General features: G+C 63.7%; 20 protein-coding genes. 5 read left to right on the top strand and 15 right to left on the bottom strand.

Translation table 11 applies throughout. The features are described from left to right. Nucleotides 1–3: 3 nt before the first annotated feature. From ACNKU3_RS14995 to ectA, 5 genes are all read right to left on the bottom strand, one after another. The gene (locus ACNKU3_RS14995) at nucleotides 4–579 is read right to left on the bottom strand and encodes a CBS domain-containing protein (protein WP_418260317.1); all 576 of its coding nucleotides are present in this window, start codon (nucleotides 577–579) and stop codon (nucleotides 4–6) included. A 581-nt stretch (nucleotides 580–1,160) separates the two neighbouring features. Next, nucleotides 1,161–2,615 carry an aspartate kinase gene (locus ACNKU3_RS14990; RefSeq protein WP_418260316.1) on the bottom strand — a complete coding sequence of 485 codons (1,455 nt, stop codon included), beginning with the start codon at nucleotides 2,613–2,615 and terminating at the stop codon, nucleotides 1,161–1,163. Then, complete coding sequence (locus tag ACNKU3_RS14985; RefSeq protein WP_418260315.1) at nucleotides 2,612–3,016, bottom strand: ectoine synthase; 405 nt, start codon at nucleotides 3,014–3,016, stop codon at nucleotides 2,612–2,614. The genes ACNKU3_RS14990 and ACNKU3_RS14985 overlap by 4 nt, the downstream gene beginning before the upstream one ends. Nucleotides 3,017–3,061: 45 nt before the next feature. After that, nucleotides 3,062–4,369: a diaminobutyrate--2-oxoglutarate transaminase gene (gene ectB / locus ACNKU3_RS14980; RefSeq protein WP_418260553.1), complete on the bottom strand. Its 1,308-nt coding sequence runs from the start codon at nucleotides 4,367–4,369 to the stop codon at nucleotides 3,062–3,064. Nucleotides 4,370–4,423: 54 nt separating this feature from the next. Continuing rightward, nucleotides 4,424–4,924: a diaminobutyrate acetyltransferase gene (gene ectA, locus ACNKU3_RS14975; protein WP_418260314.1), complete on the bottom strand. Its 501-nt coding sequence runs from the start codon at nucleotides 4,922–4,924 to the stop codon at nucleotides 4,424–4,426. Between the two features lie 214 nt (nucleotides 4,925–5,138). Here ectA and ACNKU3_RS14970 point away from each other — a divergent pair, with 214 nt between their 5' ends. From ACNKU3_RS14970 to ACNKU3_RS14960, 3 genes are all read left to right on the top strand, one after another. Next, nucleotides 5,139–5,714, top strand: coding sequence for a MarR family winged helix-turn-helix transcriptional regulator (locus tag ACNKU3_RS14970; RefSeq protein ID WP_418260551.1), 576 nt, complete (start codon nucleotides 5,139–5,141; stop codon nucleotides 5,712–5,714). 258 nt (nucleotides 5,715–5,972) lie between these two features. Continuing rightward, nucleotides 5,973–8,165: a TonB-dependent receptor gene (locus tag ACNKU3_RS14965; RefSeq protein ID WP_418260313.1), complete on the top strand. Its 2,193-nt coding sequence runs from the start codon at nucleotides 5,973–5,975 to the stop codon at nucleotides 8,163–8,165. Nucleotides 8,166–8,173: 8 nt separating this feature from the next. Beyond that, nucleotides 8,174–9,187 (top strand): aldo/keto reductase, encoded by a 1,014-nt coding sequence (locus ACNKU3_RS14960; RefSeq protein WP_418260312.1) that lies wholly within the window; start codon nucleotides 8,174–8,176, stop codon nucleotides 9,185–9,187. 10 nt (nucleotides 9,188–9,197) lie between these two features. On the opposite strand, the gene ACNKU3_RS14955 is transcribed toward ACNKU3_RS14960, so the two are convergent. Further along, on the bottom strand, nucleotides 9,198–10,445 hold the full coding sequence (locus ACNKU3_RS14955; RefSeq protein ID WP_418260311.1) for an MFS transporter: 1,248 nt from the start codon (nucleotides 10,443–10,445) through the stop codon (nucleotides 9,198–9,200). Between the two features lie 84 nt (nucleotides 10,446–10,529). Next, nucleotides 10,530–11,201, bottom strand: coding sequence for a class II aldolase/adducin family protein (locus tag ACNKU3_RS14950; RefSeq protein ID WP_418260310.1), 672 nt, complete (start codon nucleotides 11,199–11,201; stop codon nucleotides 10,530–10,532). Between the two features lie 146 nt (nucleotides 11,202–11,347). Here ACNKU3_RS14950 and ACNKU3_RS14945 point away from each other — a divergent pair, with 146 nt between their 5' ends. Continuing rightward, entirely contained in the window at nucleotides 11,348–11,938 is a 591-nt protein-coding gene (locus tag ACNKU3_RS14945) for a hypothetical protein (protein WP_418260309.1), read from the top strand. On the opposite strand, the gene ACNKU3_RS14940 is transcribed toward ACNKU3_RS14945, so the two are convergent. The 3 genes from ACNKU3_RS14940 to ACNKU3_RS14930 are packed head-to-tail and all read right to left on the bottom strand — an operon-like array spanning nucleotide 11,891 to nucleotide 14,826. Beyond that, nucleotides 11,891–13,189: an MFS transporter gene (locus ACNKU3_RS14940; protein WP_418260308.1), complete on the bottom strand. Its 1,299-nt coding sequence runs from the start codon at nucleotides 13,187–13,189 to the stop codon at nucleotides 11,891–11,893. The genes ACNKU3_RS14945 and ACNKU3_RS14940 overlap by 48 nt on opposite strands. Before the next feature lie 25 nt (nucleotides 13,190–13,214). Further along, nucleotides 13,215–14,126 (bottom strand): TauD/TfdA dioxygenase family protein, encoded by a 912-nt coding sequence (locus ACNKU3_RS14935; RefSeq protein ID WP_418260307.1) that lies wholly within the window; start codon nucleotides 14,124–14,126, stop codon nucleotides 13,215–13,217. A 16-nt stretch (nucleotides 14,127–14,142) separates the two neighbouring features. Next, on the bottom strand, nucleotides 14,143–14,826 hold the full coding sequence (locus ACNKU3_RS14930; RefSeq protein ID WP_418260306.1) for a TetR/AcrR family transcriptional regulator: 684 nt from the start codon (nucleotides 14,824–14,826) through the stop codon (nucleotides 14,143–14,145). Between the two features lie 399 nt (nucleotides 14,827–15,225). Here ACNKU3_RS14930 and ACNKU3_RS14925 point away from each other — a divergent pair, with 399 nt between their 5' ends. Beyond that, nucleotides 15,226–15,699, top strand: coding sequence for a globin domain-containing protein (locus ACNKU3_RS14925; RefSeq protein ID WP_418260305.1), 474 nt, complete (start codon nucleotides 15,226–15,228; stop codon nucleotides 15,697–15,699). A gap of 9 nt (nucleotides 15,700–15,708) precedes the next feature. Here the strand turns inward: ACNKU3_RS14925 and ACNKU3_RS14920 are convergent, their stop codons facing one another. The 5 genes from ACNKU3_RS14920 to nirB form a co-directional block, all read right to left on the bottom strand. Then, on the bottom strand, nucleotides 15,709–16,272 hold the full coding sequence (locus ACNKU3_RS14920; protein ID WP_418260304.1) for a nuclear transport factor 2 family protein: 564 nt from the start codon (nucleotides 16,270–16,272) through the stop codon (nucleotides 15,709–15,711). A gap of 153 nt (nucleotides 16,273–16,425) precedes the next feature. Beyond that, nucleotides 16,426–18,330 carry a DmsC/YnfH family molybdoenzyme membrane anchor subunit gene (locus ACNKU3_RS14915; RefSeq protein ID WP_418260303.1) on the bottom strand — a complete coding sequence of 635 codons (1,905 nt, stop codon included), beginning with the start codon at nucleotides 18,328–18,330 and terminating at the stop codon, nucleotides 16,426–16,428. Nucleotides 18,331–18,358: 28 nt separating this feature from the next. After that, a complete protein-coding gene (locus tag ACNKU3_RS14910; RefSeq protein ID WP_418260302.1) occupies nucleotides 18,359–20,557 on the bottom strand; it encodes a molybdopterin oxidoreductase family protein in 2,199 nt (732 codons plus the stop codon). A gap of 10 nt (nucleotides 20,558–20,567) precedes the next feature. Further along, the gene (nirD, locus tag ACNKU3_RS14905; RefSeq protein ID WP_418260301.1) at nucleotides 20,568–20,900 is read right to left on the bottom strand and encodes a nitrite reductase small subunit NirD; all 333 of its coding nucleotides are present in this window, start codon (nucleotides 20,898–20,900) and stop codon (nucleotides 20,568–20,570) included. A gap of 35 nt (nucleotides 20,901–20,935) precedes the next feature. Next, a complete protein-coding gene (nirB, locus tag ACNKU3_RS14900) occupies nucleotides 20,936–23,476 on the bottom strand; it encodes a nitrite reductase large subunit NirB (RefSeq protein WP_418260299.1) in 2,541 nt (846 codons plus the stop codon). Nucleotides 23,477–23,537: the final 61 nt, after the last annotated feature.

Genomic DNA, 23,537 nt, shown 5'->3' with positions numbered 1-23,537 from the left:
GTCTCAGACACGAACCGCGTGGTAAATATCGGAAAAGGTATTTGCCCTCTCGCCGATAAGGATCGGGATGCGCAGTCCGCGGGCGATGGCCCCGGATCCGATCAGCCCGCGCAGGGAGTTGGTCTTGCCGTCCACCACCAGGACGAAACGGTCGCCATAGTTTTTCATGGTCGACAGCAGGTCGCCAACACGTGCCGAACACAATTCGGTGTATTCGACTGCTCGGAGGGTATTGCGCGGAATCATCACATCCCCCACGGTGAGTTCGTGATGGTGCATACCGGTGGACTGGCTCGCCTTCATCACCTTGACCGAGAGCAGGTCCGCCAGGGAAATCACCCCGCGAAAGGTCTCTTCACTGTCGATAACCAGTTTTACCTTCTCATGGGTCCGCTTCATCAGCTCAATGGCCTCATTGAGCGGTGTGCTCGACTCCAGCATCATCGGTTGCTGTTCGCGGAAATCCAAAAGGACCTCCAGCGCCGAACTTTCCGTGGTCAACGGCTCGGAATAATCCGGTCTCTCGATACGGTCCACATGCTTCAGTGACACAGTGGGAAGTGATTTGTAATTGATCATTGTAATGCTCCTCAGGCGGTGCGCACGGGCACCGCAAATAATTCAGTTGGCAAAAAACTCAGGCAGTAACTGAACAGGGAGGAGCGCGGGCGAGTCGGCCACGCAGGCGGCGGTGGGGAAACAGGCCGCGATTCGGGGTGGGTACGAGGAGGAAAAAGAGCAGCAGGGCACTGAATACAACCGGGGAGGGCAGGGCGAGCTCTCCGCTGTCCAGCGACCCCTGGTCCCCGGCGGGAGCAGAGAGGCTTGCGAGTTCCCCGGGGAACAGCTGCTTTGACTGCTCAAGGCCCGCTGACAGGGGGCCGCTGCACAGAAACAGGCACAATACCGCCACCGAAAGCCAAAGGCTTTCTGATCGCGGTTGCCGGGTTCTGCTGTGTGTCACGGTGGTTTCCCCTGCCGGGCCGCGGGAAATCTGCGGCCTGCTATCTGTATATGAGGACAGACTTGCCGGCCACAAGTTCCCGCGGAGATCGATTGCGGCGTGATTATCGGGAATATTGCAGCCCCACCGGCAAACCCGGGGCCCGGGGGGCGACCAATACGGGGCGATTCAGACCCGCGGACCCGGCAGGCGGGGTTCAGGCCTGGGCCAGGCAGATCGCCGCGCCGTGATCGTGCACTTCCACGAGGCATTCGTGCAGTGCCTTCACCGCATCGTCGAACTGGTCCTCGTTGATCACAAACTGCATATCGACCTGGCGCATGGACTGGTGCATGGCCTGCACGCCAATATCGTGGGCGGCCAGGCCCGCTACCGCCTTCGCCAGGATACCGGTCACTTTCAGGTCGCTGCCGATAGCCGAAACGATAGACACCTTGGTCTGGTCGATTTCGGCGTCGGGGAAGGTCTCTTCCAGGGCCTGGCGGATACGCTTGATAGTCTTGAGGTTACCGCCCAGGTAATGGGTGATGGTATTGGCGTTGATATCCTTGGCGATGATCTGGCCCCGGAAGCGCCGGATGGTCGACAGGATTTCCCTGTCGAATACGTCGATCTGCCCGGCCATGTCCTGGTCGAACAGCTCCAGCGCGTACACCCCCCGGCTGCCCGCAATGATTTCCGCCCGCGGAGTCTCGCTGACGTAGTCGGGCGTGATCAGGGTACCCGCATGCTCAGGCTCGAAGGTGTTCTTGACCCGCAAGGGGATATTGTTCTGGCGCAGGCCTTTCGCCGCCTTCGGGTGGATTGCTTCCATACCGAGGTTGGCCAGCTGGTCAGCCACATCGTAATTGGTGCGGCCGATGGGCACCGCGTACTGTTCACCGACGATGTTCGGATCCGCGCTGGACAGGTGAAACTCCTTGTGGATCACCGCTTCGCGGGCCTCGGTAAGCACTGCGGTCCGGCTGAAGGTCATCTCGCTGTAGCCGCGGTCAAAACTCGCCATCAAGCCATCGCGGGTATGCGCGTAGCCAGTGACGATGGGCAACTCCGCGGCCAGGTCTATATCTTCGAAAGCCTTTATGATGCGTTCGTCGAGGGCGAGGTGCTCGTCGTCGCGCCAGCCGGTAAGGTCGACGAAGCGGGCATTCACCCCGTCGCGCTGCAGCAGTTGCACCGTGTTCCAGGCGCTCTGGGCCTCGCCCAGGCTGGCCAGCATTTCGCGCACCGTGGCCAGGTGGGACTGGAGGGAAAAATGGCCGTGGCGGCACAGCTGTTCCAGGTTGCGCAGGCATTCCTCCGCGGAGGCGACGCGCTCATCGATGAACTGGTTGGCCCGGTGAATACTGGCGGTATCACTAAAATAACCCGCGTTGAGCTGGTACATTTCCAGGCGCAATGAGTCCAGTTCCTCGCGCCAGGTGCGCCCGGACTCACTGGATGCAAACAGGGCGTAGACACCCGGCCGTCCGGATTTCTTGTGCTCCAGCAAGCGGTTGGTGATGCCACCGTAGGCGGAAACGACAAACACACGCTGGTAAAGGCCGTCGCGCTGCGCCGCGGGGTGGCGGATGATGTTATCGCGCACGGCTGCGTAGTCCAGCATGCTGGTCCCGCCGATTTTTTCTACCGTGTGGTGGCGGGCACTCATGCGTCGATTGCCTCCGCCTCCAGTTCATAGGCGCCCTCGGCATTGTGCACTTCCTTGCCGCTCAGCGGGGGATTGAACACGCAAGCCATTTTCATCTCCTCGAATGCCCGCAGCATGTGCCTGTCGTGCTGGTCCAGAACGTAGAGCGTCCCCGGGGTAATCGGGTACTTCTTGCCGTCGTCCAGCGTTTCCACCTCGCCGCGACCGGAGATGCAGTACACCGATTCCAGGTGATTCTGGTAGTGCATGCGGAAATCGGCACCTTTGTAGATTGTGGTGATGTGAAAGGAAAAGCCCATATTGTCGCCCTTGAGCAACATGCGGGCGCTCTCCCAGTTGCCATCGGGGCTGACGACGCGGCGTGTGGTCTGCTCCGCGTCCTGCAGTTGTCTGACTATCATGCTGAAACCTCTGTATCTGTTGGCTGTGTTTGGCGACCGAACTGCTCAGGCAATTTCGCGCTCGTCATCGAAGTAATCGATCTCCGCGGGGACTGCGCCGTTTTCCGCGCAGATCTCACGGATCGCCTGCTCCAGGATGTCGATACCCTTTTTCAGGTTGTCGTCCGAAATCACCAGTGGGCAAAGCAGCTTGACGACCTGGTCGTCGGCGCCACTGGTTTCAATGATCAGGCCATTCCTGAACGCCCGGTGGGTGATGGCGCCGGCCAGTTCTCCGTTGATGCAGTTGATGCCCTGGAACATGCCCCGACCGCGGGTGGTGAAGTTGCCGTTACCGTATTTGTCGACAATCTCTTCGAGGCGGCGCGAGATATACGCGCCCTTGCGACGCACGTCGGCGGCGAAGTGGTCATTGCTCCAGTAATGGTCGATAGCGGCCTTGGCGGTGACGAAGGCCAGGTTATTGCCGCGGAAGGTGCCGTTGTGCTCGCCCGGTTTCCACTGGTCCAGTTTCGGGCTGATCAGCACGACCGCAAAGGGCAGTCCGTAGCCGCTAAGCGATTTCGACAGGGTGATGATGTCGGGCTTGATACCGGCTTCCTCGAAACTGAAGAAGGTGCCGGTGCGGCCGCAACCGGCCTGGATATCATCGACGATCAGCAGCACCTCGTGCTTCTTGCACACTTTATCCAGGTTCTGCAGCCACTCCAGCGAAGCGGCGTTGATCCCGCCCTCGCCCTGCACACACTCGACGATTACCGCCGCCGGCTTGTCGACACCGCTGCTGGAATCGGACAGCACCTTGTCGAGGTAGCCCGTCGTGTCAATGTCATCACCGAGGTAGGCATCGTAAGGCACCCGGCTGGCGCCACAGAGATTGATTCCTGCCGCATTGCGGTGATGGGAGTTACCGGTGGTTGCCAGGGCGCCCAGGCTCACGCCGTGGAAGCCGTTGGTGAACGCGATGATGTTGTGGCGGCCAGTGACGTTGCGCGCCAGTTTCAGCGCCGCTTCCACCGAGTTGGTGCCGGTCGGGCCGGTAAACTGCACCACGTAATTCATGCTGCGGGGCTTGAGGATCTTCTCATTGAAGGCCTCGAGGAATTCCCCCTTGGCCCGGGTGTGCAGGTCAAGGCCATGGGTGATGCCGTCGTGCTCGATGTACTCGAGCAGCTTCTGCTTGAACAGTGGATTGTTGTGGCCGTAGTTCAGGGTGCCGGCGCCGGCGAGGAAATCGAGGTACTCGTTGCCCTCTTCATCGTAGAGGAACTCCCCCTGGGCGCGGTGGAATACGCGCGGGAACGAGCGCGCGTAACTTTGAACTTCCGATTCAATCTCGTCAAAAATCTTCATGCTGAGGGTCTCTCCGTAGTAATCGATCAAGCGCTCACAGGTCTCGTTCAGCGCTCAGCGCTGGAAGGGCCCGATACGCGCGAGGTATTCGCTGTCGTGTGCGCCGAGGAAATGTGTTTCACGGTCGAACTTCAGGCTGCGTTGCAGGGGCGCCTCGCGCTGCCGGGCAAAGCTCTCGAACAGGGCCCAGGAGGCCCTGTTGTCGTCAGTGACTGTGGTTTCCATGAAGGCGACGCCGGCACAGGCCTCGCCATCCACGATATGGTTGAGCATGCGCCGGGCGAGTCCCTCGCCGCGGGCCTTGTCACTCACCGCCACCTGCCAGATGAACAGGGTGTCGCCCTGCGCCGGCGGCCGGTAGCCGGTGATCGCCCCGACCAGTTCGCCAGCCCGCTCCGCCACCACCGATGTGGCGGCGAAGTGGCTGCACTGGAGCAGGTAGCAGTAGACGGAATTGAGGTCCAGCGGCGGGCAGGCCTCGATCAGCGCGTGCAATGCAGCACCGTCCTGCGCCTGGGGTTTGCGAAGAAGCAGAGCGCTCTTTGGAACATTCATATCCATGTCTAATATTTAGACCACTAAGTAAATTTGGTTGCGACTATACAGAAATCTTCCATTTATCTCAAATAATGCGCATAATATGACCAGTATTCACGAATATTATCTTTTTATGACAAAACATATTTTGCCATTTAGAGGTATCAACTGGGAGACAATTATCAGCAGTCGAAGCATCAACGCCGCACCCGCACCGCATTCCGCGTCTGCCCTGCGTATAATGGGCAACCCCGCCGAAGAGGAACGCACCGAGTTGGATCGAATAGAAGAAGTACTGATTGCCCTGCGCCGGGTGATCCGGGCCACCGACCTGCATTCCAAGCACCTGTCGAAGACTACCGGCCTGACTGCGCCCCAGATTCTCCTGCTGCAGGCGATCCGCAACGGCGAGGGCGGTACCACCATTGGCGACCTGGCCAGCGAGGTGAGCCTCAGCCAGGCCACGGTAACCAATATCCTCGACCGGCTGGAGCGACGCGGCTACGTCTATCGCGAGCGTTCACAGAAGGACCGCCGCAAGGTGCACGCCTGCCTGACGGACCAGGGCCTGCAGGTACTCAAGGATGCTCCGATCCCGCTGCAGGACCAGTTCGCCCGCCAGTTCGCCGACCTCCACGAATGGGAGCAGACCATGATCATCGCCGCCCTGCAGCGGGTTGCGCACATGATGGATGCCCAGCACATCGACGCCTCCCCGGTCCTCGATATCGGCAACCTCGATCGCTACCCGGGCAGCGAGGACGATGCCGATCCCTACGCCGCGGCACTGGGACCCGCGGACGAGTAATCCGCCACCACACGGCCACGGCAATTGGACCGTGCGGCAGCAGCTATTGCCCAGGCGCGTATATACCTTCCCACCACCGGCTCCAACGGCATACACTTTGCTGGCAAGCCGGCCGGACTCAGCCTGCTGTGCCCGGGCCGTAAAATAACAACCAATAATGAGGGCTGCCCAATGCTCCACACTGCCGAACCGCAGGCCTGTCCTGCACCGCTATCTATACGTACCCAAAAACCAGGACTGCACCGTCCACTGGCACGCATGACCCTGCTGGCCGCGGCCATCGCCGCTGCGGCGCCCGGTTTCGCGCAATCCGGCGGCTCCGGACCCGCGCTGGAAGAAGTATTGGTAACCGCCCAGCGGCGCTCGGAACGCATCGAGGATGTGCCTATCTCGCTCACCGCCTTTGACCAGTCCTCGCTGGACAACCTGCGAATCCTGAGCACCGACCAGTTGCAGATGGGCACCCCCGGCATCGTCAACACCTCCACCGCGGGTGACGGCATCTCCGCGATTTATATCCGCGGCGTGGGTACCGGCTACTCCGGGCCGGGTCTCGAGGGCAGTGTCGCGGTCTACCTCGACGATGCCTACCTGCAGACCCAGACCTCCTCCTACCAGGCCACCGTCGACGTCGCCCAGGTGCAGGTCCTGAAGGGTCCCCAGGGCACCCTCTACGGCCGCAACGCCACCGGCGGCGCCATCGTGATCCAGACCAATGATCCGGAACTGGATGAAGTCAGCGGCTATGTGAAAGGCGGTTACGGCAACCTGGAATGGATGCGCGGGGAGGGCGTACTCAACCTGCCCGTCTCCAGCACCTTCGGCCTGCGCTTCGCCGGTTTCTACGAACAGCGCCACGGCTACGCCAATAACGTCGCGGTAGCCAATGCCGATGCCAGCGGCGTCGGCGCCGGCGACACCTATGCCGCCCGGGTCAAGGCCCTGTGGCAACCCAGCGACGACCTGCGACTGGTCGCCAAGCTCTCCCACGACCGGCGCAACGGCAACGGGGCAATTCACAGCCTGCGCTACAACCCCGATGGCAGCAAGACCGGGCTGGATTTCTACAAGACCGCCCAGTCCCCCAACCGCGAGGGCGGTGGCGGCGATGACACCGAGGCCAGCGAAGCATCCCTGCGGGTCGACTGGACCCTCGGCGACTGGACCCTGACCAACACCCTCGCCTACCGCGAGACCCGCGCCTACGGCTGTACCGACAACGACGGCGTGGTCGATGAACTGCTGTATTTCTGCACGGTGTCCGGACGCAGCCCTAACAATGGCGGCGCCGATGGCAAGGAAGACAACACCCTGACCAATGAGCTGCGCCTGACCTCCAATTACGACGGCCCGCTGAACCTGGTCGCGGGCCTGTTCTACGAGGACAACGAGGCGCGCTTCTCCGGCCGTATCGGTGGCGCGTTCTTCGGCGACCTGTTGCCGACCTTCGACAACCGCGACGACCTGAGCGCCTACTCCGCCTACTTCGACGCCTCCTGGGACATCACCGAAACCCTCAAGCTCTCCGGCGGCCTGCGCTACACCTATGAGGACAAGGACCACTCGGTGGTCAACGACGACGACGCCCTGGCCCTGTTCGGCGGCACTATTCCGCGCAAGAACAGCGGCAGCGCCGATTTCGACAATGTCTCCCCGCGGGTGGTGCTCTCCTGGACCCCGGGCAATACCCACTACTACGCCAGTTACGCCCAGGGCTTCAAATCAGGCGGCTTCAACAGCCCCTCCTTCACCCTCGACCCGGTGCTCGACCCGGAGGAAATCGACGCGTGGGAGGTCGGCGCCAAGTACCGCTCCGAGGACGGCCGCCTGAGTCTCTCCGGTGCCGCCTACTTCTACGACTGGACCGACATGCAGGTGGCCTTCATCACCGGCGGCGGCTCCGGCATCATGCAGCAGAACGCCGCCGGCGCGGAAAACTATGGCGCCGAGATCAATATCGACTGGGCACCGGGCGAGCACTGGCTGCTGCGGGCCGGTTACGCCTACTCCCACGCCCGCTTCACCGAGTTCCCCGGGGCCGCCGTGTATGACCTCGTCGGCCCGGGCGGCACCCTCGCCGCCACCGCCGAGGACCTCGAGGACCGCCAGGTGCCCTTCGCACCGGACGACACCGCCACCGGCAGCATCACCTACCTGTTTGACGCGGTCGGCTGGAGCGGCAACGCGACCGTCGCGGCGCGCTATTCCTCGAGCTACGACTTCACCTCCGGCGCCGGCGGTGAACTGCGCGCGAGCGCCCAGGACGACCTCACCCTGGTCAACCTGACCGCCAATTTCGTCTCGCCCTCCGGGCGCTACGAGGTCGGGCTGTTCGTGGACAACACCCTCGACGAGGAGTACATCCAGTTGATCTCCACCGGCAACACCGGGGTCTACATGACGCCGGCGCCACCGCGCACCTACGGCGCCACCGTGCAGTTCAACTTCTAGGACACCGCATGGATATTACCCAGCGCCGCCCACTGGGCGGCAGTGGTCTCGAGGTGACCGCCGCCAGTTATGGCGGCGGCAGCCTCGGCAATTTCTATCGGCGTATTACCAACAGTGAGGCGGAGACACTGCTGCACGCGGTGTGGGACGCCGGTATTCGCTACTTCGACACGGCGCCATTCTACGGCCGCGGCCGCAGCGAACGGCGTATCGGCGCCTTCCTCGGCGACCAGCCGCGGGACGAATTCGTTATTTCCACCAAGGTCGGACGACTGCTCGAGCCGGCCATCGATGGCGTGGAGGAGGACGGCATCTTTTTCGACCCGGCCCCCTTCAACGTGCATTACGACTACAGCTACGAGGGCATCCTGCGCTCCCACGAGCACAGCCTGCAGCGACTGGGGCTGGACCGGGTGGACATCCTCTACGTGCACGATATCGACCGGATGATCCATGGCGCGGATGCCGATGACCGGCTTGCCGACCTCAGGGGAGGCGGCATCAGGGCGCTGGAGGAATTGCGCCGCTCCGGTGCCATCCGCGCCTACGGCCTGGGCGTCAACGAAATCCAGACCTGCCTGGACTGCCTCAACTACGCGGACCCGGACGCCTTCCTGCTGGCGGGCCGTTTCACCCTGCTGGAGCAGGACGCGGCGCGCAGCCTGCTCGACCTCTGTGTGCAGCACAATGTCTCGATCGTCGCGGGCAGTGTGTTCAACTCCGGCATTCTCGCCACCGGAGCGCAGCCGGGGGCGCGCTACAACTACGGCCCGGCCTTACCGGACGTAATGGCAACTGTGGAAAAATTGGCCAGCGCCTGCGGCGCGCACGGCGTCGAACTGGCCGCCGCGGCACTGCAATTCCCGTTTTCGCACCCTGCGGTGGCCTCGGTACTGCTCGGTGTCGGCACCCTGCACTCCCTGACGCGAAACATCGCGGGATTGTCCGCGGAGATTCCGGAGAGCCTCTGGCAGGAACTGGCGGATCTCGGCCTGCCGCCACCCGCTGCCATCGGCAGCTGACTGGCCCTGCTCACTCCACGGCCGGCAGGCGGGCGCAGTACAGCGCCGCCAACAGCGCCACCATGAGCAGGAACCAGAGCACCGCCGCGGTACCCCACAGTGCATCCAGCAGGCCCAGCCCCGCCCCTGCCAGCAGGAACACGCCCATTACCGTGTTGCTCACCGCGGTGTAGTCGAGACGAGTACTGTCGCTGGCCATATCGACCAGGTAGGTGGTGCGGCCGATCCTGGCGCCGTGGTGCGCAATCGCGGCGCTGAACAGCATGCAGGCGGCAACCGGCGGCATACCGAGGGGGGCCCCCTGTTCCCCGCCCAGCCACAGGCATATGGCTATCACCAACGCTCCCAGCGCCGCCGCAGCCGCCATCACCAGGTGGGCTGCACGGTCTGACCACCTTCCCCAGAATGCGCCGGACACCAGCCCTGCTGCTCCCTCTGCCAGCATCAGGGCAGCCAGCGCTCCCATGCCCCCGGCACCCGACCGCTGGATCAGCACCACCAGGTAGGGAATCGAGAACGCCGTCGCCACCAGCAACATGCGCGCGACCAGGAAATGCCTGAAGGGACGATCAGTGTAAACAAGCGACAGCGCCCGCAATGCATCCCCGATACGGCGGCCACCGTCACCTGTAACGCTCGCGGCTTCCGGAACAGCGGCATAAATCGACGCCGCTGCTACCCACAAGAGCGCGGCGAAGGCGATTAACGCTGCGAATACCCGGGCATCCGCCTGCGCCTGCGGCAGCCACCAGAGCAGGGCCGCGGCCGCCAGCGTGGCAAGCCCAGCGAAGGAGGCCGCATAACCGGTCAGGCGGCCGCGCTGCCGGCGGGGTACCGTTTTCCCCAGCACGTCCTTGGCAACTACCGAACAGACTCCCCGTGACAGGCTGAACACGGCCAGCAGCGCGACCACCAGCACGCCCGCCTGGACGCCGGGCAGCACCAGCAGGGCGAGCGCCATGGCGGCCAGCGCCAGCGCCTGCCCTACGCTGCCGGCAACCCAGAACCACTTGCGCACCGGGCGGGCGCGCAACCAGGCCGCTACGAACAACTGGGGCAGGAGCGCCAGGGATTCCCGCAGGGGTACCAGCAACGCAACCAGCACCGGGGGTGAGCCGATCGCCGTAAGCATCCAGGCCAGTACCAGCCTGCTGCTGACCAGCGCATCCCCCAGCTTGGTTAGCGACAGCGCCCACAGCTGGCAGGTAAAGGCCCGCCGCAGGACGGCATCGGCGGTTTCACCATCCTGCCAGTTCACGGTCCCCACCCGCGGCGCGGTATCGGGAACCCTGCCGGAACAGCCAGACCCGGCCCCGCGTGCATCGACACAGGCGGCCCGTACCTATTCCCGAGGAGTGTGCGGGCGCTGTTGACCATAACTGGCAAAGGCCTCCAGCACTTCGTCCATCGCCGTCTCCCCCAGCAGCACTGGCCCGCCGATAGCGAGCGTGCCCCAGTAGCACTGGGCCATTTCTTCCACCAGAGACGCCAGTTTCAGTGCAGCGGGCAGGCTCGCTGCCACCGCCACCTGGCCGTGGTTGGCCAGCAGGCAGGCGCTTACACCGCGCAGTGCCGCGAGTACGGCGCTGGACAATTCGCCGCTACCGAAGGTCGCGTAGCCAGCCAACGGAATTCCGTCACCACCGGCAGCGGCGACCATGTAATGCATGGGGGGAATCGGCCGGCGGGCGCACGCCAGAATCGTGGCGTAGGGCGAGTGGCAGTGCACCACCGCCTGCGCCTCCGGGCGTGCGCTGTAGATGTCCGCGTGGATACGCCACTCGCTGGACGGTACCAGTTGGTCTGCATCGACCCGGCCGTCGAGGCCCATCGACACAATGTGGTCCGCTGCCAGCGACTCCGGGTCCAGTCCGGTGGGCGTCACCAGCATACCTTCCGCGGTTCGCACTGATACGTTGCCGGAGGTTCCCCGGTTCAGGCCCCGCACGCTGAGGCTGCGCAGGCCTTCGCACACCGCTTCCCGGCTGTGCCAGTCATTGCCGTAACTTTGCATCCGCCCCTGCACCTCCCACAACCTGGCCCTGTCGCGCGCATGGTCGCCTACGCCAGGGCCGCGCGCAATCTCCGCACCCCGGTTATTTTCCCCCGCTGTGGTAAAGTGGCCCGCGCAATCGACCTGTCGTCACTCGGGGAATATACATGCAATTGAGCGTAGCACAGTGGTTCTGGGGATTGGCCGCCTGTACCTTGCTGACAGCCTGCAGCTCGGAGGATAAGCCCGGGCGCTGCGAATCCACCGTCACCAACCAGCTACAGGATCCGGAGTTCGAAAGCCTCACCCGGGGGCGCAGGGAGAGACTGTGGTCGGTTTCCGAACACGCCGCGGGGCGCTCTTTCAGTTATGCCCTGGAGGACGGCGTGCTGACCATCACCAAGACCGGCACCGAACCCTGGGGCATTGTCAGCCAGGGCATCCGCAACCCCGAGCTGGGCGGCCGCGGCATAGCGTACCGCGCGGAAATACGCCTCGACATGCAAGCCCCGGTGCCAGCGCACGGCTTCAAACAGGGCGGCGGCCTGACCTTGCAGGCGCGAGCCAACGGCAGGGTCGTCGGCACCTCCACACTGGACCACGAACCACACATGGGCAAGAGCGACTGGGTACCGGTCAGCGTGGCGATGCAACTGCCGCCGGGTGTCAATTATGTCCAGGCCGGAATCCTGCACCAGGCCAACGGCACCTTACAGGTCCGCAACCCCACCCTGGTGTTCACCGATTGCGGCGATTGAGTCCTCCGCCGGGTTGCTGCTGCCGACCGGATGAGCGCGCCGCAGGCCGAGCAGCAGGAGGCAACCCGCCAGCACGCTGACCGAGGCAACCAGCAGGAACAGCGTATAGCCCTGCCACAGGCGCAGGCTCTGGCTCAACAGCAGGGCGCCCAGCATCGCGGAAATGCCCACGGCCGCGAACAGCGTACCAAGTGCGGTGCCGTAACTCGCCAGGTCAAAATAGCGCGACACCATGTAGGCGAGGACATCGCCCTCGGCACCGAAAGCCAGCCCCATCAGGATGATCGCGGCGGCCAGCACCGGTGTCGTATCCCAGGGCGCAGCGAGCAACAGCATTCCGACAGCGGGCAGGCAAAAGGCTATAGCCCCGACGTACTCAGCCGGAAACCGGTCGAGCGCCAGTCCCGCCAGCAGGCGGCCAATGATCGTACCCACGGCAAACAGGCCCACAATGCTGCCGGCAGCGCTCATGCTCATACCGTTGTCGATCAGTACCAGCGACAACTGGGACTGGGTCAGCACCAGGGGCAGGCTCACCAGTATCGTGGTAGCGATCAGGATGCGGTATGCCCTGCTCGCAAACAGCGCGCGAAAGCCAACCCCGGCCGGGCTTTCACCTGCGGTTTCAGTTGGCCCGCCTGCGGAGGTTTTGCCCGCGGCGCCAGGCACCAGCGCGAGGGCCAGGGCACCCACTAGCAGCGAATAGGCGGCGACAGCCAGGCTCCCGGTTCGCCAGCCGGCGACCTCGATCAGTGCCGCCAACAGGGGGCTGGCCAGTGCTGCGACCAGCGCCGGGGCGGAAACGGCGATGGCCAGGGCCAGGCCCCGACTGCGATCAAAGGCGGCAATTACCATGCGCAGGAACACCGGCCCGGTAGTCATCGCACCGAGGGTGAGTTGCAGGATCAGGATCGCAACGTAGTAGCCGACGGGGCCGTCCAGCGCAGCAATAGCGAGGTAACTCAGCACCGTCGCCGCAATACCGACCGCTCCCGTCCGGCGCACACCAAAACGGTCGGCCAGTCGGCCGACCACCGGGTAGGAAAAGATCGCCAGGCCAGAGACCATTGCCGCCAGCGCAAAGTCGGCCTTCGACCAACCCATGCCGCTGACCACATGCGGGGCGAGCACATTCATCACGAAGGGGTGGATCGCCATCCCCGAGGAAAGCCCCAGCGACGTTGCCAGCAGCGCGCGCCACCCGGCGCGCAGGTCGGCAAACTGGGCAGAAAAAGCTGTTGAGACACTCATGGCCGAGCGCCGCTACAACCGGCAGTCAAGCCTGCGTCTTGCGCTGTCGGCTGTGACTGCCGTCGATGGCGGTCGGCACGGAGCCCAGCACCGTTGCCCTGCGCAGGATGCGCTCGCCGTCACCGTAGTCGGGCACCGCGCGATGCTGGGTGGCGCGGTTGTCCCACATGGCGACATCCCCGGCCTGCCAATGCCAGCGCACCGTGTTTTCCGGCATCGCAACGTAGGACTGCAGTATTTCGAAAATCTTGGCCGAGTCCGGGCCGTTGAGGCCGACAAAACGCTTCACCCAGGAACCGAGAATCAGCGAGCGCTCGCCGGTCTCCGGGTGTACGTGTACCACCGGGTGCTCCACTTCGCTGATGTGCCGGGCGGGATTGCTGCCATAGTCCTTCATCCGCGCAAGGTAGTCTGCATTGAATGCAGCGTCGAAATCGAAGGCCGATGAATGGATCGCCCAGAGGTTGTCCGCCAGCACCCGCAGCGGCTGCGGCAGCCGCTGGTAGGCCATGGCGGCATTGGCCCACAGGGTGTCGCCACCGCAGGGGGGCAGCTTTATCGGGCGCAGGACCGAGAAGGCCGAGGGTTCGGTGACAAACGTGAGGTCGGTGTGCCAGACCGACGCGGAGTAGCCCTCGGTCAATTCCAGGAGCGCGGCAGAGCCACCGGAGGCGGCGACCATCGGGTGCTTTTGCAGCGGACCGAACAGCGCGGCGAAATCCTCCTGGCCGGCGTCATCCAGGTCGTGTTGCCCGCGGAAAAAGACCACCTTGTATTGCAGCAGGGCTGCGCGAATCTGCGCTACCTGGTCGGGTGTGAGGTCGCCGCCTACGCGGACGCCTTGCAGTTCCGCTCCAATACTTCCAGCCACCGGGATCACCTCGATCCCGCTCGCTGCACCGGTATCCATTTGTGCGTGTAACGTTGCTTCAGTCATTGTTGTGCTTCCCGTTTTATTGTTGGTTGGCAGGCCCCGGCGCGCCCAGCGCCGCCGCGGCCATGCGAATGAGATCGTCGAACAGGACCCTTTCCTGTTCCCCGGGCAAATCCTCCTGCAGATCGAGCGCCTGGATTCCCGCGGTAATCAGCGCCGATACCGCCCGCACCCGGGGCATGAAACAGGGACGGGCTGCCGGGGGCATCGCCGCCTGCAGGCGGGTGGCAAGGCTCACGGTCACCGGGACCAGGGCCTCCGACTCCGTCCACACCCAGCCCCAGCCGGAACGTCCAAAGCTGGCCAGGAACGCGGCGTAACTGCGTCTGCCCTGAGCGTTGCGTTGCTCGAACAGGGGTAGCCAGAGCGCTTCGAGAATCTCCCGGATACCCGCCTCTCCATCCCGCCAGGCCCCGGCCAACTCGGCGCGGCGCCGTTCGAAGTCCGGCAGGCGAAACCGCAGGATGGCCTCGATCAGGGCTTCCTTGTCACCGAAGTGGTAAGCCACCACCGCCGTGTTGCCCGCACCGATCGCAGCTCCGATCTGCCGCAGGGAGACAGCGTCGATACCCTGTTCAGCAAACAGGGTTTCCGCGGCCTCCAGTATGGCCTGCCGGGTTGTTTCCCGGCGTGGGTCCATGCGCTTGCGCGGCTTCACCTGCCGGGGTTTCGCCAGCTCCAATTCCTCCTCCTGTCGGGACACCCCGGAACCCTGCATCCGGCGTCTTCCTGCAATCACTCGGCGAATACTACGCCATCATATTTTTTTAAATCAAGTGATTTATTTAATTGCGATAACCACCCGCAAGCTAGCGCCGGGAAGCGAGCGTGACACCCGGCGCCAATATGGTGCAGGCGCCCCTGGAAAGGCCGGAGAGCCCCTGCCGCCTGGCGTTGAATCGTAGATATATCTATATAAATCAACAGACTAAAAGAATGGCACAGTTCCTGCTGTATAAACCGTGCTATCGCGCAAGCGATTCCGGACCGATGTGTTGCGTCCGGAAAGCAACATCCAGGGCAATGGCGCCCCGCCCAGCATCTGTTTACGCAGCGGTTGGTGTGGGGCGTATTTTTACCCGGGGAATAAAGGAAACAACGGATGACACCCATACAGATCGCCCTGGTACAGGACTCCTGGGCCAGAATCGTTCCGATGGCAGACCAATTTTCGCTTCTGTTTTACCAGCGACTGGCAAAGACCACTCCCACACTGAGCCGACGACTGGAAGCCAGCGACCCCGCCCAGGCATCCCAGTTGATGGCGCTCCTGAATACCGCCGTCGCCACCCTTGACCTGGTGGAAAACCTGGCTCCCGCCCTGCGAGCCCTGGGGCAGCGCATGCGCGCCGAGGGCGTCAGCGCCGCGGAACTGCAACAGGCCCAGGAAGCCCTGCTGTGGACGATATCGCAGGCGCTCGGCAATCGGGCCGATAGCCAGACAACTGCGGCCTGGCGTGCGGCGGCCACCAGCCTCAGCGCCATGCTGCTCGATCCGCAAACCCCCTCCCGGCAGGAAATGCAGGGAGAGTGCCAGCCGCAGTACGCGGCAACAGACCCCTACCGCCAGTATTGAGTACCGCGCTTACCCGGCGCGGGGCACCACCGCCTCCGGTCCCAGTGGCCTGACGTAGGACAAATCTCCCTTGTCCCGTGTGCAGGGGCCCGTCGATGCGGATTTCCTGCGCACTTCCTCCGGGTAGTTGGTGGGGATAAAGTGCCCGGTCTGTTCCGTCATGCACACCCGGTAGGCAATCGCCCAGCGCCCGTCGCGCTTTTCAAAGCGGTCGATGTAGCGGCCGAAAGCCATCAGCGGCGGACCCTCGCGATTCTCGCCCCAGAAGCTGAAATAGGTTTCCGCATGGGCAACGTCACCGTCAATTTCCACGCTGTGGTTGTTGATGATGTGCTGGTGACCGGTCTGGGTAGCACCGTGCATGCCGATGGCCCAGTCGCAGAACTCGCCGACACCACCCTCGGCAATGCCGTGCTTGTCATAGGCGTCCGGGTGATAGGCGGAGGCCATCAGTTCCCTGTCGTGGCGATCCACGCCGCGGGCGTAGCGCATCAGGCAGTCGTGTATTTCCTGGCGGTCCTTCTGTTCGCGAATGAAGGCCAGCAGTTCGGGGGTCAGTTCGGCGTCGCGCACTTGTTATTCTCCTGTGATTGAACCAGCACATAGAATACTTGGTTAACGACGCCAGTCACCACGTCTCCGCGACAATTGAAAGCGAGCCACCACGCCCTGGAAAATCGCCAGTACGGCAACCCCTGTTTTGCGCTGCGGCAGCTGACCCGGGCCTCAATGCAGGTGGGGAACGACCCCCACCTGGGGCATATCGGCGAGCCCGATTTCCCGGGCGTGCTCCTCGAACCCCTTGTTTTTCCAGAAAAAAGCACCGGGCATGGTGGTGGGGATCACCAGCACGTAGAAGAGGGCACGACCCAGCAGGGCCATGATCGCAACAGCCGAGCCGATAACCATCAGGGCGACGATAGCGCCCGCTCCGGTCGGCGCCGCCGCCAGGAAACCCACGAGAGCCAGTGCCGCCATGCCGAGCAGGGCATTGCGCAACAGGTAGGTTTTGCCGAAGGTAGTGCATTGCACATAGTGTGAGACCGCGCCTTCGCTCTCGGCGATATTCATATCGTTGGCATGGCGCCACAGGCCAAAGCCCTCTACTACCAGTCCCGCCAGCATCAGAACTGCGCTGCACTGCGCCAGCGGTCCCACCGGCTCGCCCAGGAGAAGCAGCGTCGGCAGACCCAACGCGGCAGTGGCAATACCACCGAGCGAAAGTGCGGTACCGATGAAGGCGGTAGCCGTCTGCCAGTGGTTCCAGAAAGGTCGCGCCTTGATCCGGTAACAGCGGTACATGTAGTAGATACACGTCGCACCTGCAACCAGGGCCAGCAGCCCAAAGACCCGCGCCAGCGCGCCAAGCGGGCCGCCAAGTGACTCGAGCTGCGGGAACAGTGCCTGCAGCCAGTCCTGCGCGGGCAGAACGCAAAGGAAATGCAGGCCGGTGAAGATCATGAAGAACATGGCGCCAAGACCTTCACGCGCCACTGGCGAATGCCGGTAGTTGTTGAAACCGCGGTAGAAGCGCAGGGGTTTACCCAGGTGCATGGCGGACATCAGCAGGCCAAGGCCGACCAGCCCAAGGCTGCAGAGCAAGGCTGCGGGGTATGCCGGGGAGTTGGCGAGGGCCACCAGGGACGGGACTCCCGCCTGATTGCCGAGGAAGAGGATCGCCATCAGGCCAACCGCCGCCTGAGTCGCCAGGGTAAATACCACCAACGGGTTTTCACGGCTGGACAGGCGGCCCAGGTTCCAGGAGCGCTGCTTGCCGGCTTTCTGGTCGACCACCGGGCGGTAGCGGCCGGACTTGTCGTCGCGGCGGTACTTCACCGGCATGGAATCGGTGCGGGTCACCTCCCGCGGCATGCTGCGGGTCTGCTGGAAGCGGATGTTGGGGTGGGTAATTTCCGGGTCGGGGAAGCCGGGGATACTGGTCTCGATCTGCTGGCGGTTCTCCGGGGTGTTTTCCACCACGCCGAAGTTCAGCGCGTTGCCGAGGCAGGCGGAGACGCAGGCGGGCTTGAGGCCCACTTCCAGCCGGTCCACGCACATGTTGCACTTCTCCACCTGGCCCGCCACCGGGTCCAGCTGCGGGGCGTTGTAGGGGCAGACCCAGGTGCAGTAGCCGCAGCCGAAGCAGATGTTCGGGTCCTGGATCACCGCGCCGTATTCCGGGTGTTTGGTGTAGGCCCGGGTCGGGCAGCCCTTCAGGCACACCGGGTCGTCGCAATGGTTGCAGGCCATGGAGATATTCATGCGCGTGTAGTTGGGGTAAGTACCCCCTTCCACGTAGCCCACCGAGCGGAAACTCAGGTGCGGCGGCAGGTCGTTTTTCTCCGAGCAGGCCGATTCACAGGCGTGACAGCCGATGCAGTTGTCCGCGGTGAAGTGAAACGCGTGCTGCTTGTGGCGATTGGGATTGAAACCCACTTCGCTGACCCCGTTGATATTCAGCGATACCGCTTCATCGACCAGGGTCTTCAACTCGATCAGGTCGCCGTAGCGGTTGCGCTCCGCGGTTTGCGGATCGTTGAGCCGGGCGTATTCCGGCTCGTTATCCCGCAGCGGAAAAATCGATTCGGACTTCCGCGAGCGGGCAATTGGTTCAAACAGTTCGACAGTCATAGCGTATATTTCTTGTTTTCGATGTGCCTCAGAAAGCCCGCATCTGGACATTCATTTTCGCCGCTTCCACCTGATCGGTTTTCTCCACCCGCACCGAGCACTGCTTGAAGGCGGGCTGGCGGGAGTGGGGATCGAGCAGGCCGAGACTCAGGCGATTGACACAGTCGTGGAAGTGGAAGGGGATGAACACCATGTTGAAGGGCACCCGCTGGGTCAACTGGACCATCACCACCGCGTCACCGCGGCGCGATACCAAGCGGACGTACTCCATGTTTTTCAGCCCCAGTTCCGCCGCCGCGTCAGGGTTCATTTCCATATAGGGCGTCGGGCTGAACTTGTTGCAGTTGCCGACCTTGCCGGTGCGCGTACGGGTGTGGAAGTGCTCCACCACCCGGCCGCTGTTGAGCCAGAACGGGAAGTCCGCGTCGGGCTTCTCGTTGTTGTCCACCCAGTCCAGCGCCAGCAGTTTGGCCCTGCCATCGGGGAACTGGAACACGCCGTCGGTGTAGAGGCGTTGGTTGCCGGTGTCGTCGCCCTCGCGCATCGGCCACTGGATGCCGCGCTGCGCGAGGATTTTCGCGTGGCTCATGCCGGAGATATCCAGCATGCGCTGGTGGCCGTTGGCGCCGGTGCCGACGGACAGCGCGCGCATCTCGTCGAAAACCTCCGAGGCACTTTCCGGAAACTTCATCTGCGCGCTGACATCCCAGCGTTTTGCCAGTTCGTTGAAGATCCACAGGTCCGGCTTCGAATTACCCAGCGGCGGCTTGACCTGGGTCACCAGGTTGACCCGGCGCTCGGTATTGGTGAAGCAGCCCTCCTTCTCCGCCCACAACGAGGCCGGCAGGAAGGCGTGGGCGTACTGGGTCGCCTCGACGTCCTGGTAGGCGTCCTGCACCACGCAGAACTCCAGTTTTTCCAGGGTCTTGCGCATGCGCTGGGTGTTGGGCATGGAGGTCATCGGGTTGGTGGCCACCAACCACAGAGCCTTGATCTGCCCCGACTCGATGGCGGGGAAGATGTCGGTCATGCACATGCCGCGCTTTTGCGGGAAAAATGCCGGGTCCACGTTCCAGAACCTGCCCACTTCCTCGCGGTGCGCGGGATTCTCCAGCGCCCGGTAACCGGGCAGGCCGGAGCAGGAGGACCACTCGCGGGTACCCATGGCGTTGCACTGCCCGGTGATCGACAACGAGGTGCCGCCGGGCTTGCCGATGTTACCGGTGATCAGGTTCAGGTTGTTGATGCCGCAGACGCCGTCGGAGCCGTGGGTGCTCTGGTTGATGCCCATGGTCCAGATCGACATGGCGGCGCCGGCACTGGCGTACAGCCGGGCGACGTTGCGGATGGTGTCGGCATCGATGCCGCACAGGCGCGACGCGCTGACCGGGTCGTAGCGCTGCACCAGCGCCTGGAAATCCTCGATGCCGTTGGTGTGGGCATGGATGTAATCCAGGTCCGCCAGCCCCTCGTCGAAAATCACGTGGGCGAGGCTGTTGAGCAGCACCAGGTCGGTGCCTGGGGTGATCGGCAGGTGAATGTCCGCGAACTGGGCGAACATGGTTACCCGCGGGTCCACGACGATGATCGGGAACTTGCGCGCCTCCAGCGCCTCCTTCAGGCGCCAGTAAATGACCGGGTGCTGCTCCGGCAGGTTGGAGCCGAAGGCCAGCAGGCAGTCGGTGTGGGAAAAGTCGTCGTAACAGCCAGGCGGGCCGTCGGAACCGAAGGAGCGTTTGTAACCGGACACCGCCGAGGCCATGCACAGGGTGGTGTTGCCATCGTAGTTGTTGGTGCCGATCAGGCCGCGGGTCAGCTTGCCGAGGGTATAGAACTCCTCGGTGAGGATCTGACCGGTAGACACCACCGCCACGCTGTCGCGGCCGTACTTTTCCTGGATGCGCTTGAACTCGGCGGCGGTCTTGTCGAGTACCGCGTCCCAGCCCGGGGTTTGCCACTCGTCGTGGCGGGATGCGCGCAGCAGCGGTTCGACGCCGCGGCCCTGGGCCTTGAAAATCTCCGCCTCGGTGATTCCCTTGATACACAGCTTGCCGCGGTTGACCGGCGCATCGGCGACGCCGCGGGTAGTCACCGCCTCACCCCGGGCGTCGATGCCGACCTCGATGGAACAGCCGGTGGAGCAGTAGCCGCAGGTGGCGTACTTCCACTCCACCACGCCCTTGTCGCGCAGGATAATGGGGTTCTTCTTTTTTCTGCCAAACAGCATGGTGAAAGCCTCAGCTGGCCAGTTGTACCCGTTCGCCCTCGACCCGGACCGGCCAGGTCTTCAGGCTCACGCCCGCTTCCTCCAGGCACTCGCCGGTATCCAGGCGGAAGTGCTGCTTGTAGACCGGGGAGGCGACCACCAGGTGCTCGCCCTGGCTGCCGACGATGCCGCGGCTGATCACATTGGCGCCGCTGCAGGGGTCGTAGTTGGAGAGCGCGAACCAGGCGTCGCTGCCCTTGCTGCTGATGCGGAAGATCGCCACCTGCTCGCCCTCGAACAGGGCGCAGCGGCCCGCGTTGGGCAGGAAGTCGGTGACGCTGCAAATGTCTGTCCAGTTGCTCATTTTCATTAACCTCAATTCTTGTCGTTAGTCGTCGATCAGGAGGCCGTAGCCAGCACGTCCTGCGCCAGGTCCTCGCGCTCATCGGGGCGCGCCGGACGGATCTGCTCGCGCTCGCGCACGAAGACCACGTTGCTGTCCGGCGCGTCGGCGTTGACGAAGTGGTTGAACTGGGCGACTTTCACCGGGTCGTTGATGGTGGTGGTCCACTCGCACTGGTAGGCGTCGACCACCAGCTGCATCTGCGCCTCGAGTTCCGCGCAGATGCCCAGCTTGTCCTCGATAATGACTTCCTTCAGGTAGTCGAGGCCGCCCTCGAGGTTGTCCATCCAGACCGAGGTGCGCTGCAGGCGGTCGGCGGTCTTGACGTAGAACATCAGGAAGCGGTCGATATATTTGATCAGGGTCTCGTCGTCGAGGTCGGTGGCGAAGAGATCCGCGTGGCGCGGCTTCATACCGCCATTGCCACAGACGTAGAGGTTCCAGCCGTTCTCGGTGGCGATCACGCCGAAGTCCTTGGACTGGGCCTCGGCACACTCGCGGGTACAGCCGGACACCGCACTCTTCAGCTTGTGCGGCGAGCGCAGGCCCTTGTAGCGGTTCTCCACCACGATGGCCATGCCCACGGAATCCTGTACCCCGTAGCGGCACCAGGTGGAACCGACGCAGGATTTAACCGTGCGCAGGGCCTTGCCGTAGGCGTGGCCGGTTTCGAAGCCGGCGTCCACCAACTCGCGCCAGATCGCCGGCAGCTGCTCCATCCGCGCGCCGAACAGGTCGATGCGCTGGCCGCCGGTGATCTTGGTGTAAAGGTCGTATTTCTTCGCCACCGCGCCGAGCACGATGAGTTTCTCGGCGGTGATCTCGCCACCGGCGACCCGCGGCACTACCGAGTAGGTGCCGTCTTTCTGCAGGTTGGCAAGGAAGCGGTCGTTGGTGTCCTGCAGGCTGGAGTGCTGCTCCTCCAGCACATAGTCGTTCCAGCAGGAGGCGAGGATGGAAGCCACCGCGGGCTTGCAGATATCGCAGCCGTGACCCCTGCCGTGCTTGTCCAGCAGTTCGTCGAAAGAACGGATGTTTTCCACCCGGACGATGCCGTAGATGTCCTGGCGGGTGTAGGGGAAGTGCTCGCAGATGCTGGTATCCACTTCCACGCCGCGAGAGGTCAGTTCGTCGTCGACAAGGTTTTTCAGCATCGCCGCGCAGCCGCCGCAGCCGGTGCTGGCCTTGGTCGAGGACTTCACGTCGCCGAGGGTGCAGCAGCCACCGTCGATGGCGGCGACGATGTCGCCCTTGGTGACGTTGTGGCAGGAGCAGATGCTGGCGGTCATCGGCAGGGCGGCGACGCCCAGCGCGATCGGGCCACCGCCGACGCTGGGCAGGATCAGGGCCTGCGGATCGCCGGGCAGCTCGATCCCGTTGAGGTAGTACTGCAGCAGGGTGTCGTAGTCATCGCAGTCGCCGACCAGTACCGCGCCCAGCAGCAGCTTGCCGTCGGCGCTGGTGACCAGGCGCTTGTAGACATTCTCGCGCTGGTCGCTGAAGACGAAGGACATCGCGCCTTCAGTGCGGCCGTGGGCGTCGCCGATGGAACCCACGTCTACGCCCAGCAGCTTCAGCTTGGTGCTCATATCGGCACCCTGGAACAGGGCGCCCTCGGTGCTGGTGATGGCGCCGGCGGCGGTTTCCGCCATGCGGTAGCCGGGGGCCACCAGGCCGAAGATGCGGCCGCCCCAGAGGGCGCACTCGCCGATGGCGTAGATGTCGCTGTCGGAGGTGCGGCACTTCTGGTCGATGACGATGCCGCCGCGCTCGCCGACTTCCAGGCCGCAGTCGCGACCGAGCTGGTCCCAGGGGCGGATGCCCGCGGAGAACACGATCATGTCGGTTTCCAGCGCAGAGTCGTCGGCGAATTCCATGCGCAGGGCGCAGGCTTCGCCTGCGACGATCTGTTTGGTGTTCTTGCTGGTGTGCACGGTCACCCCCAGCTCCTCGATCTTGCGGCGCAGCATGGCGGAGCCGCCGTCGTCGAGCTGTACGCCCATCAGGCCGGGGGCGAATTCCACTACGTGGGTTTCCAGGCCGAGATTTTTCAGCGCGTTGGCGCACTCCAGGCCGAGCAGGCCGCCGCCGACCACCACGCCGATCTTGCTGTCCTTCGCCTTGGAGCGGATGTCGCCGAGGTCGTCGATGGTGCGGTAGGTCAGGCAGCGCTTGTGCTCGTGGCCGGGCACCGGCGGAACGAAAGGATAGGAGCCGGTTGCCATCACCAGCTTGTCGTAGGCGAAGCGCTGGCCGCCCTCGGTGATCACCACTTTCTTGTCCCGGTCGATAATCGCCACCGGGTCGCCGAAGTGCGCACTGACATCCCAGGACTTGTAGGTCTCGCGGGTAGTCATGGCCAGGTCTTCCGGCGAGCGGCCGGCGAAGACATCCGACAGGTGAACCCGGTCGTAGGCGGGGCGGGGTTCACCGCCAATCACGGTTATCCGATCGCCGGTTCCGGCCTTGACCAGCGTTTCCACGAAGTGATGGCCGACCATGCCGTTGCCGACAACAACTATCTCGCGCTTGCTCATATAACTTCTCCTGAAAGTACAAAAAGTCAGGCTTGCCTGGGGCGGTACTTCAAGGGTGGAA

The sequence above is a fragment of the Haliea sp. E17 genome (genome assembly GCF_048323675.1).
Classification (GTDB): domain Bacteria; phylum Pseudomonadota; class Gammaproteobacteria; order Pseudomonadales; family Halieaceae; genus Mangrovimicrobium.
The sequence above is the reverse complement of the archived record's forward strand: the minus strand, read 5'-3'. Positions and strand labels throughout refer to the sequence as shown.

Coding starts and splice junctions, on each gene's coding strand:
- ACNKU3_RS14945 (WP_418260309.1), top strand. CDS start 11,348: ATGCAATTGAGCGTAGCACAGTGGTTCTGGGGATTGGCCGCCTGTACC.
- ACNKU3_RS14985 (WP_418260315.1), bottom strand. CDS start 3,016: ATGATAGTCAGACAACTGCAGGACGCGGAGCAGACCACACGCCGCGTC.
- nirD (WP_418260301.1), bottom strand. CDS start 20,900: ATGAGCAACTGGACAGACATTTGCAGCGTCACCGACTTCCTGCCCAAC.
- ACNKU3_RS14965 (WP_418260313.1), top strand. CDS start 5,973: ATGACCCTGCTGGCCGCGGCCATCGCCGCTGCGGCGCCCGGTTTCGCG.
- ACNKU3_RS14915 (WP_418260303.1), bottom strand. CDS start 18,330: ATGACTGTCGAACTGTTTGAACCAATTGCCCGCTCGCGGAAGTCCGAA.
- ACNKU3_RS14995 (WP_418260317.1), bottom strand. CDS start 579: ATGATCAATTACAAATCACTTCCCACTGTGTCACTGAAGCATGTGGAC.
- ACNKU3_RS14940 (WP_418260308.1), bottom strand. CDS start 13,189: ATGAGTGTCTCAACAGCTTTTTCTGCCCAGTTTGCCGACCTGCGCGCC.
- nirB (WP_418260299.1), bottom strand. CDS start 23,476: ATGAGCAAGCGCGAGATAGTTGTTGTCGGCAACGGCATGGTCGGCCAT.
- ectA (WP_418260314.1), bottom strand. CDS start 4,924: ATGAATGTTCCAAAGAGCGCTCTGCTTCTTCGCAAACCCCAGGCGCAG.
- ectB (WP_418260553.1), bottom strand. CDS start 4,369: ATGAAGATTTTTGACGAGATTGAATCGGAAGTTCAAAGTTACGCGCGC.
- ACNKU3_RS14910 (WP_418260302.1), bottom strand. CDS start 20,557: ATGCTGTTTGGCAGAAAAAAGAAGAACCCCATTATCCTGCGCGACAAG.
- ACNKU3_RS14925 (WP_418260305.1), top strand. CDS start 15,226: ATGACACCCATACAGATCGCCCTGGTACAGGACTCCTGGGCCAGAATC.
- ACNKU3_RS14990 (WP_418260316.1), bottom strand. CDS start 2,615: ATGAGTGCCCGCCACCACACGGTAGAAAAAATCGGCGGGACCAGCATG.
- ACNKU3_RS14950 (WP_418260310.1), bottom strand. CDS start 11,201: ATGCAAAGTTACGGCAATGACTGGCACAGCCGGGAAGCGGTGTGCGAA.
- ACNKU3_RS14960 (WP_418260312.1), top strand. CDS start 8,174: ATGGATATTACCCAGCGCCGCCCACTGGGCGGCAGTGGTCTCGAGGTG.
- ACNKU3_RS14935 (WP_418260307.1), bottom strand. CDS start 14,126: ATGACTGAAGCAACGTTACACGCACAAATGGATACCGGTGCAGCGAGC.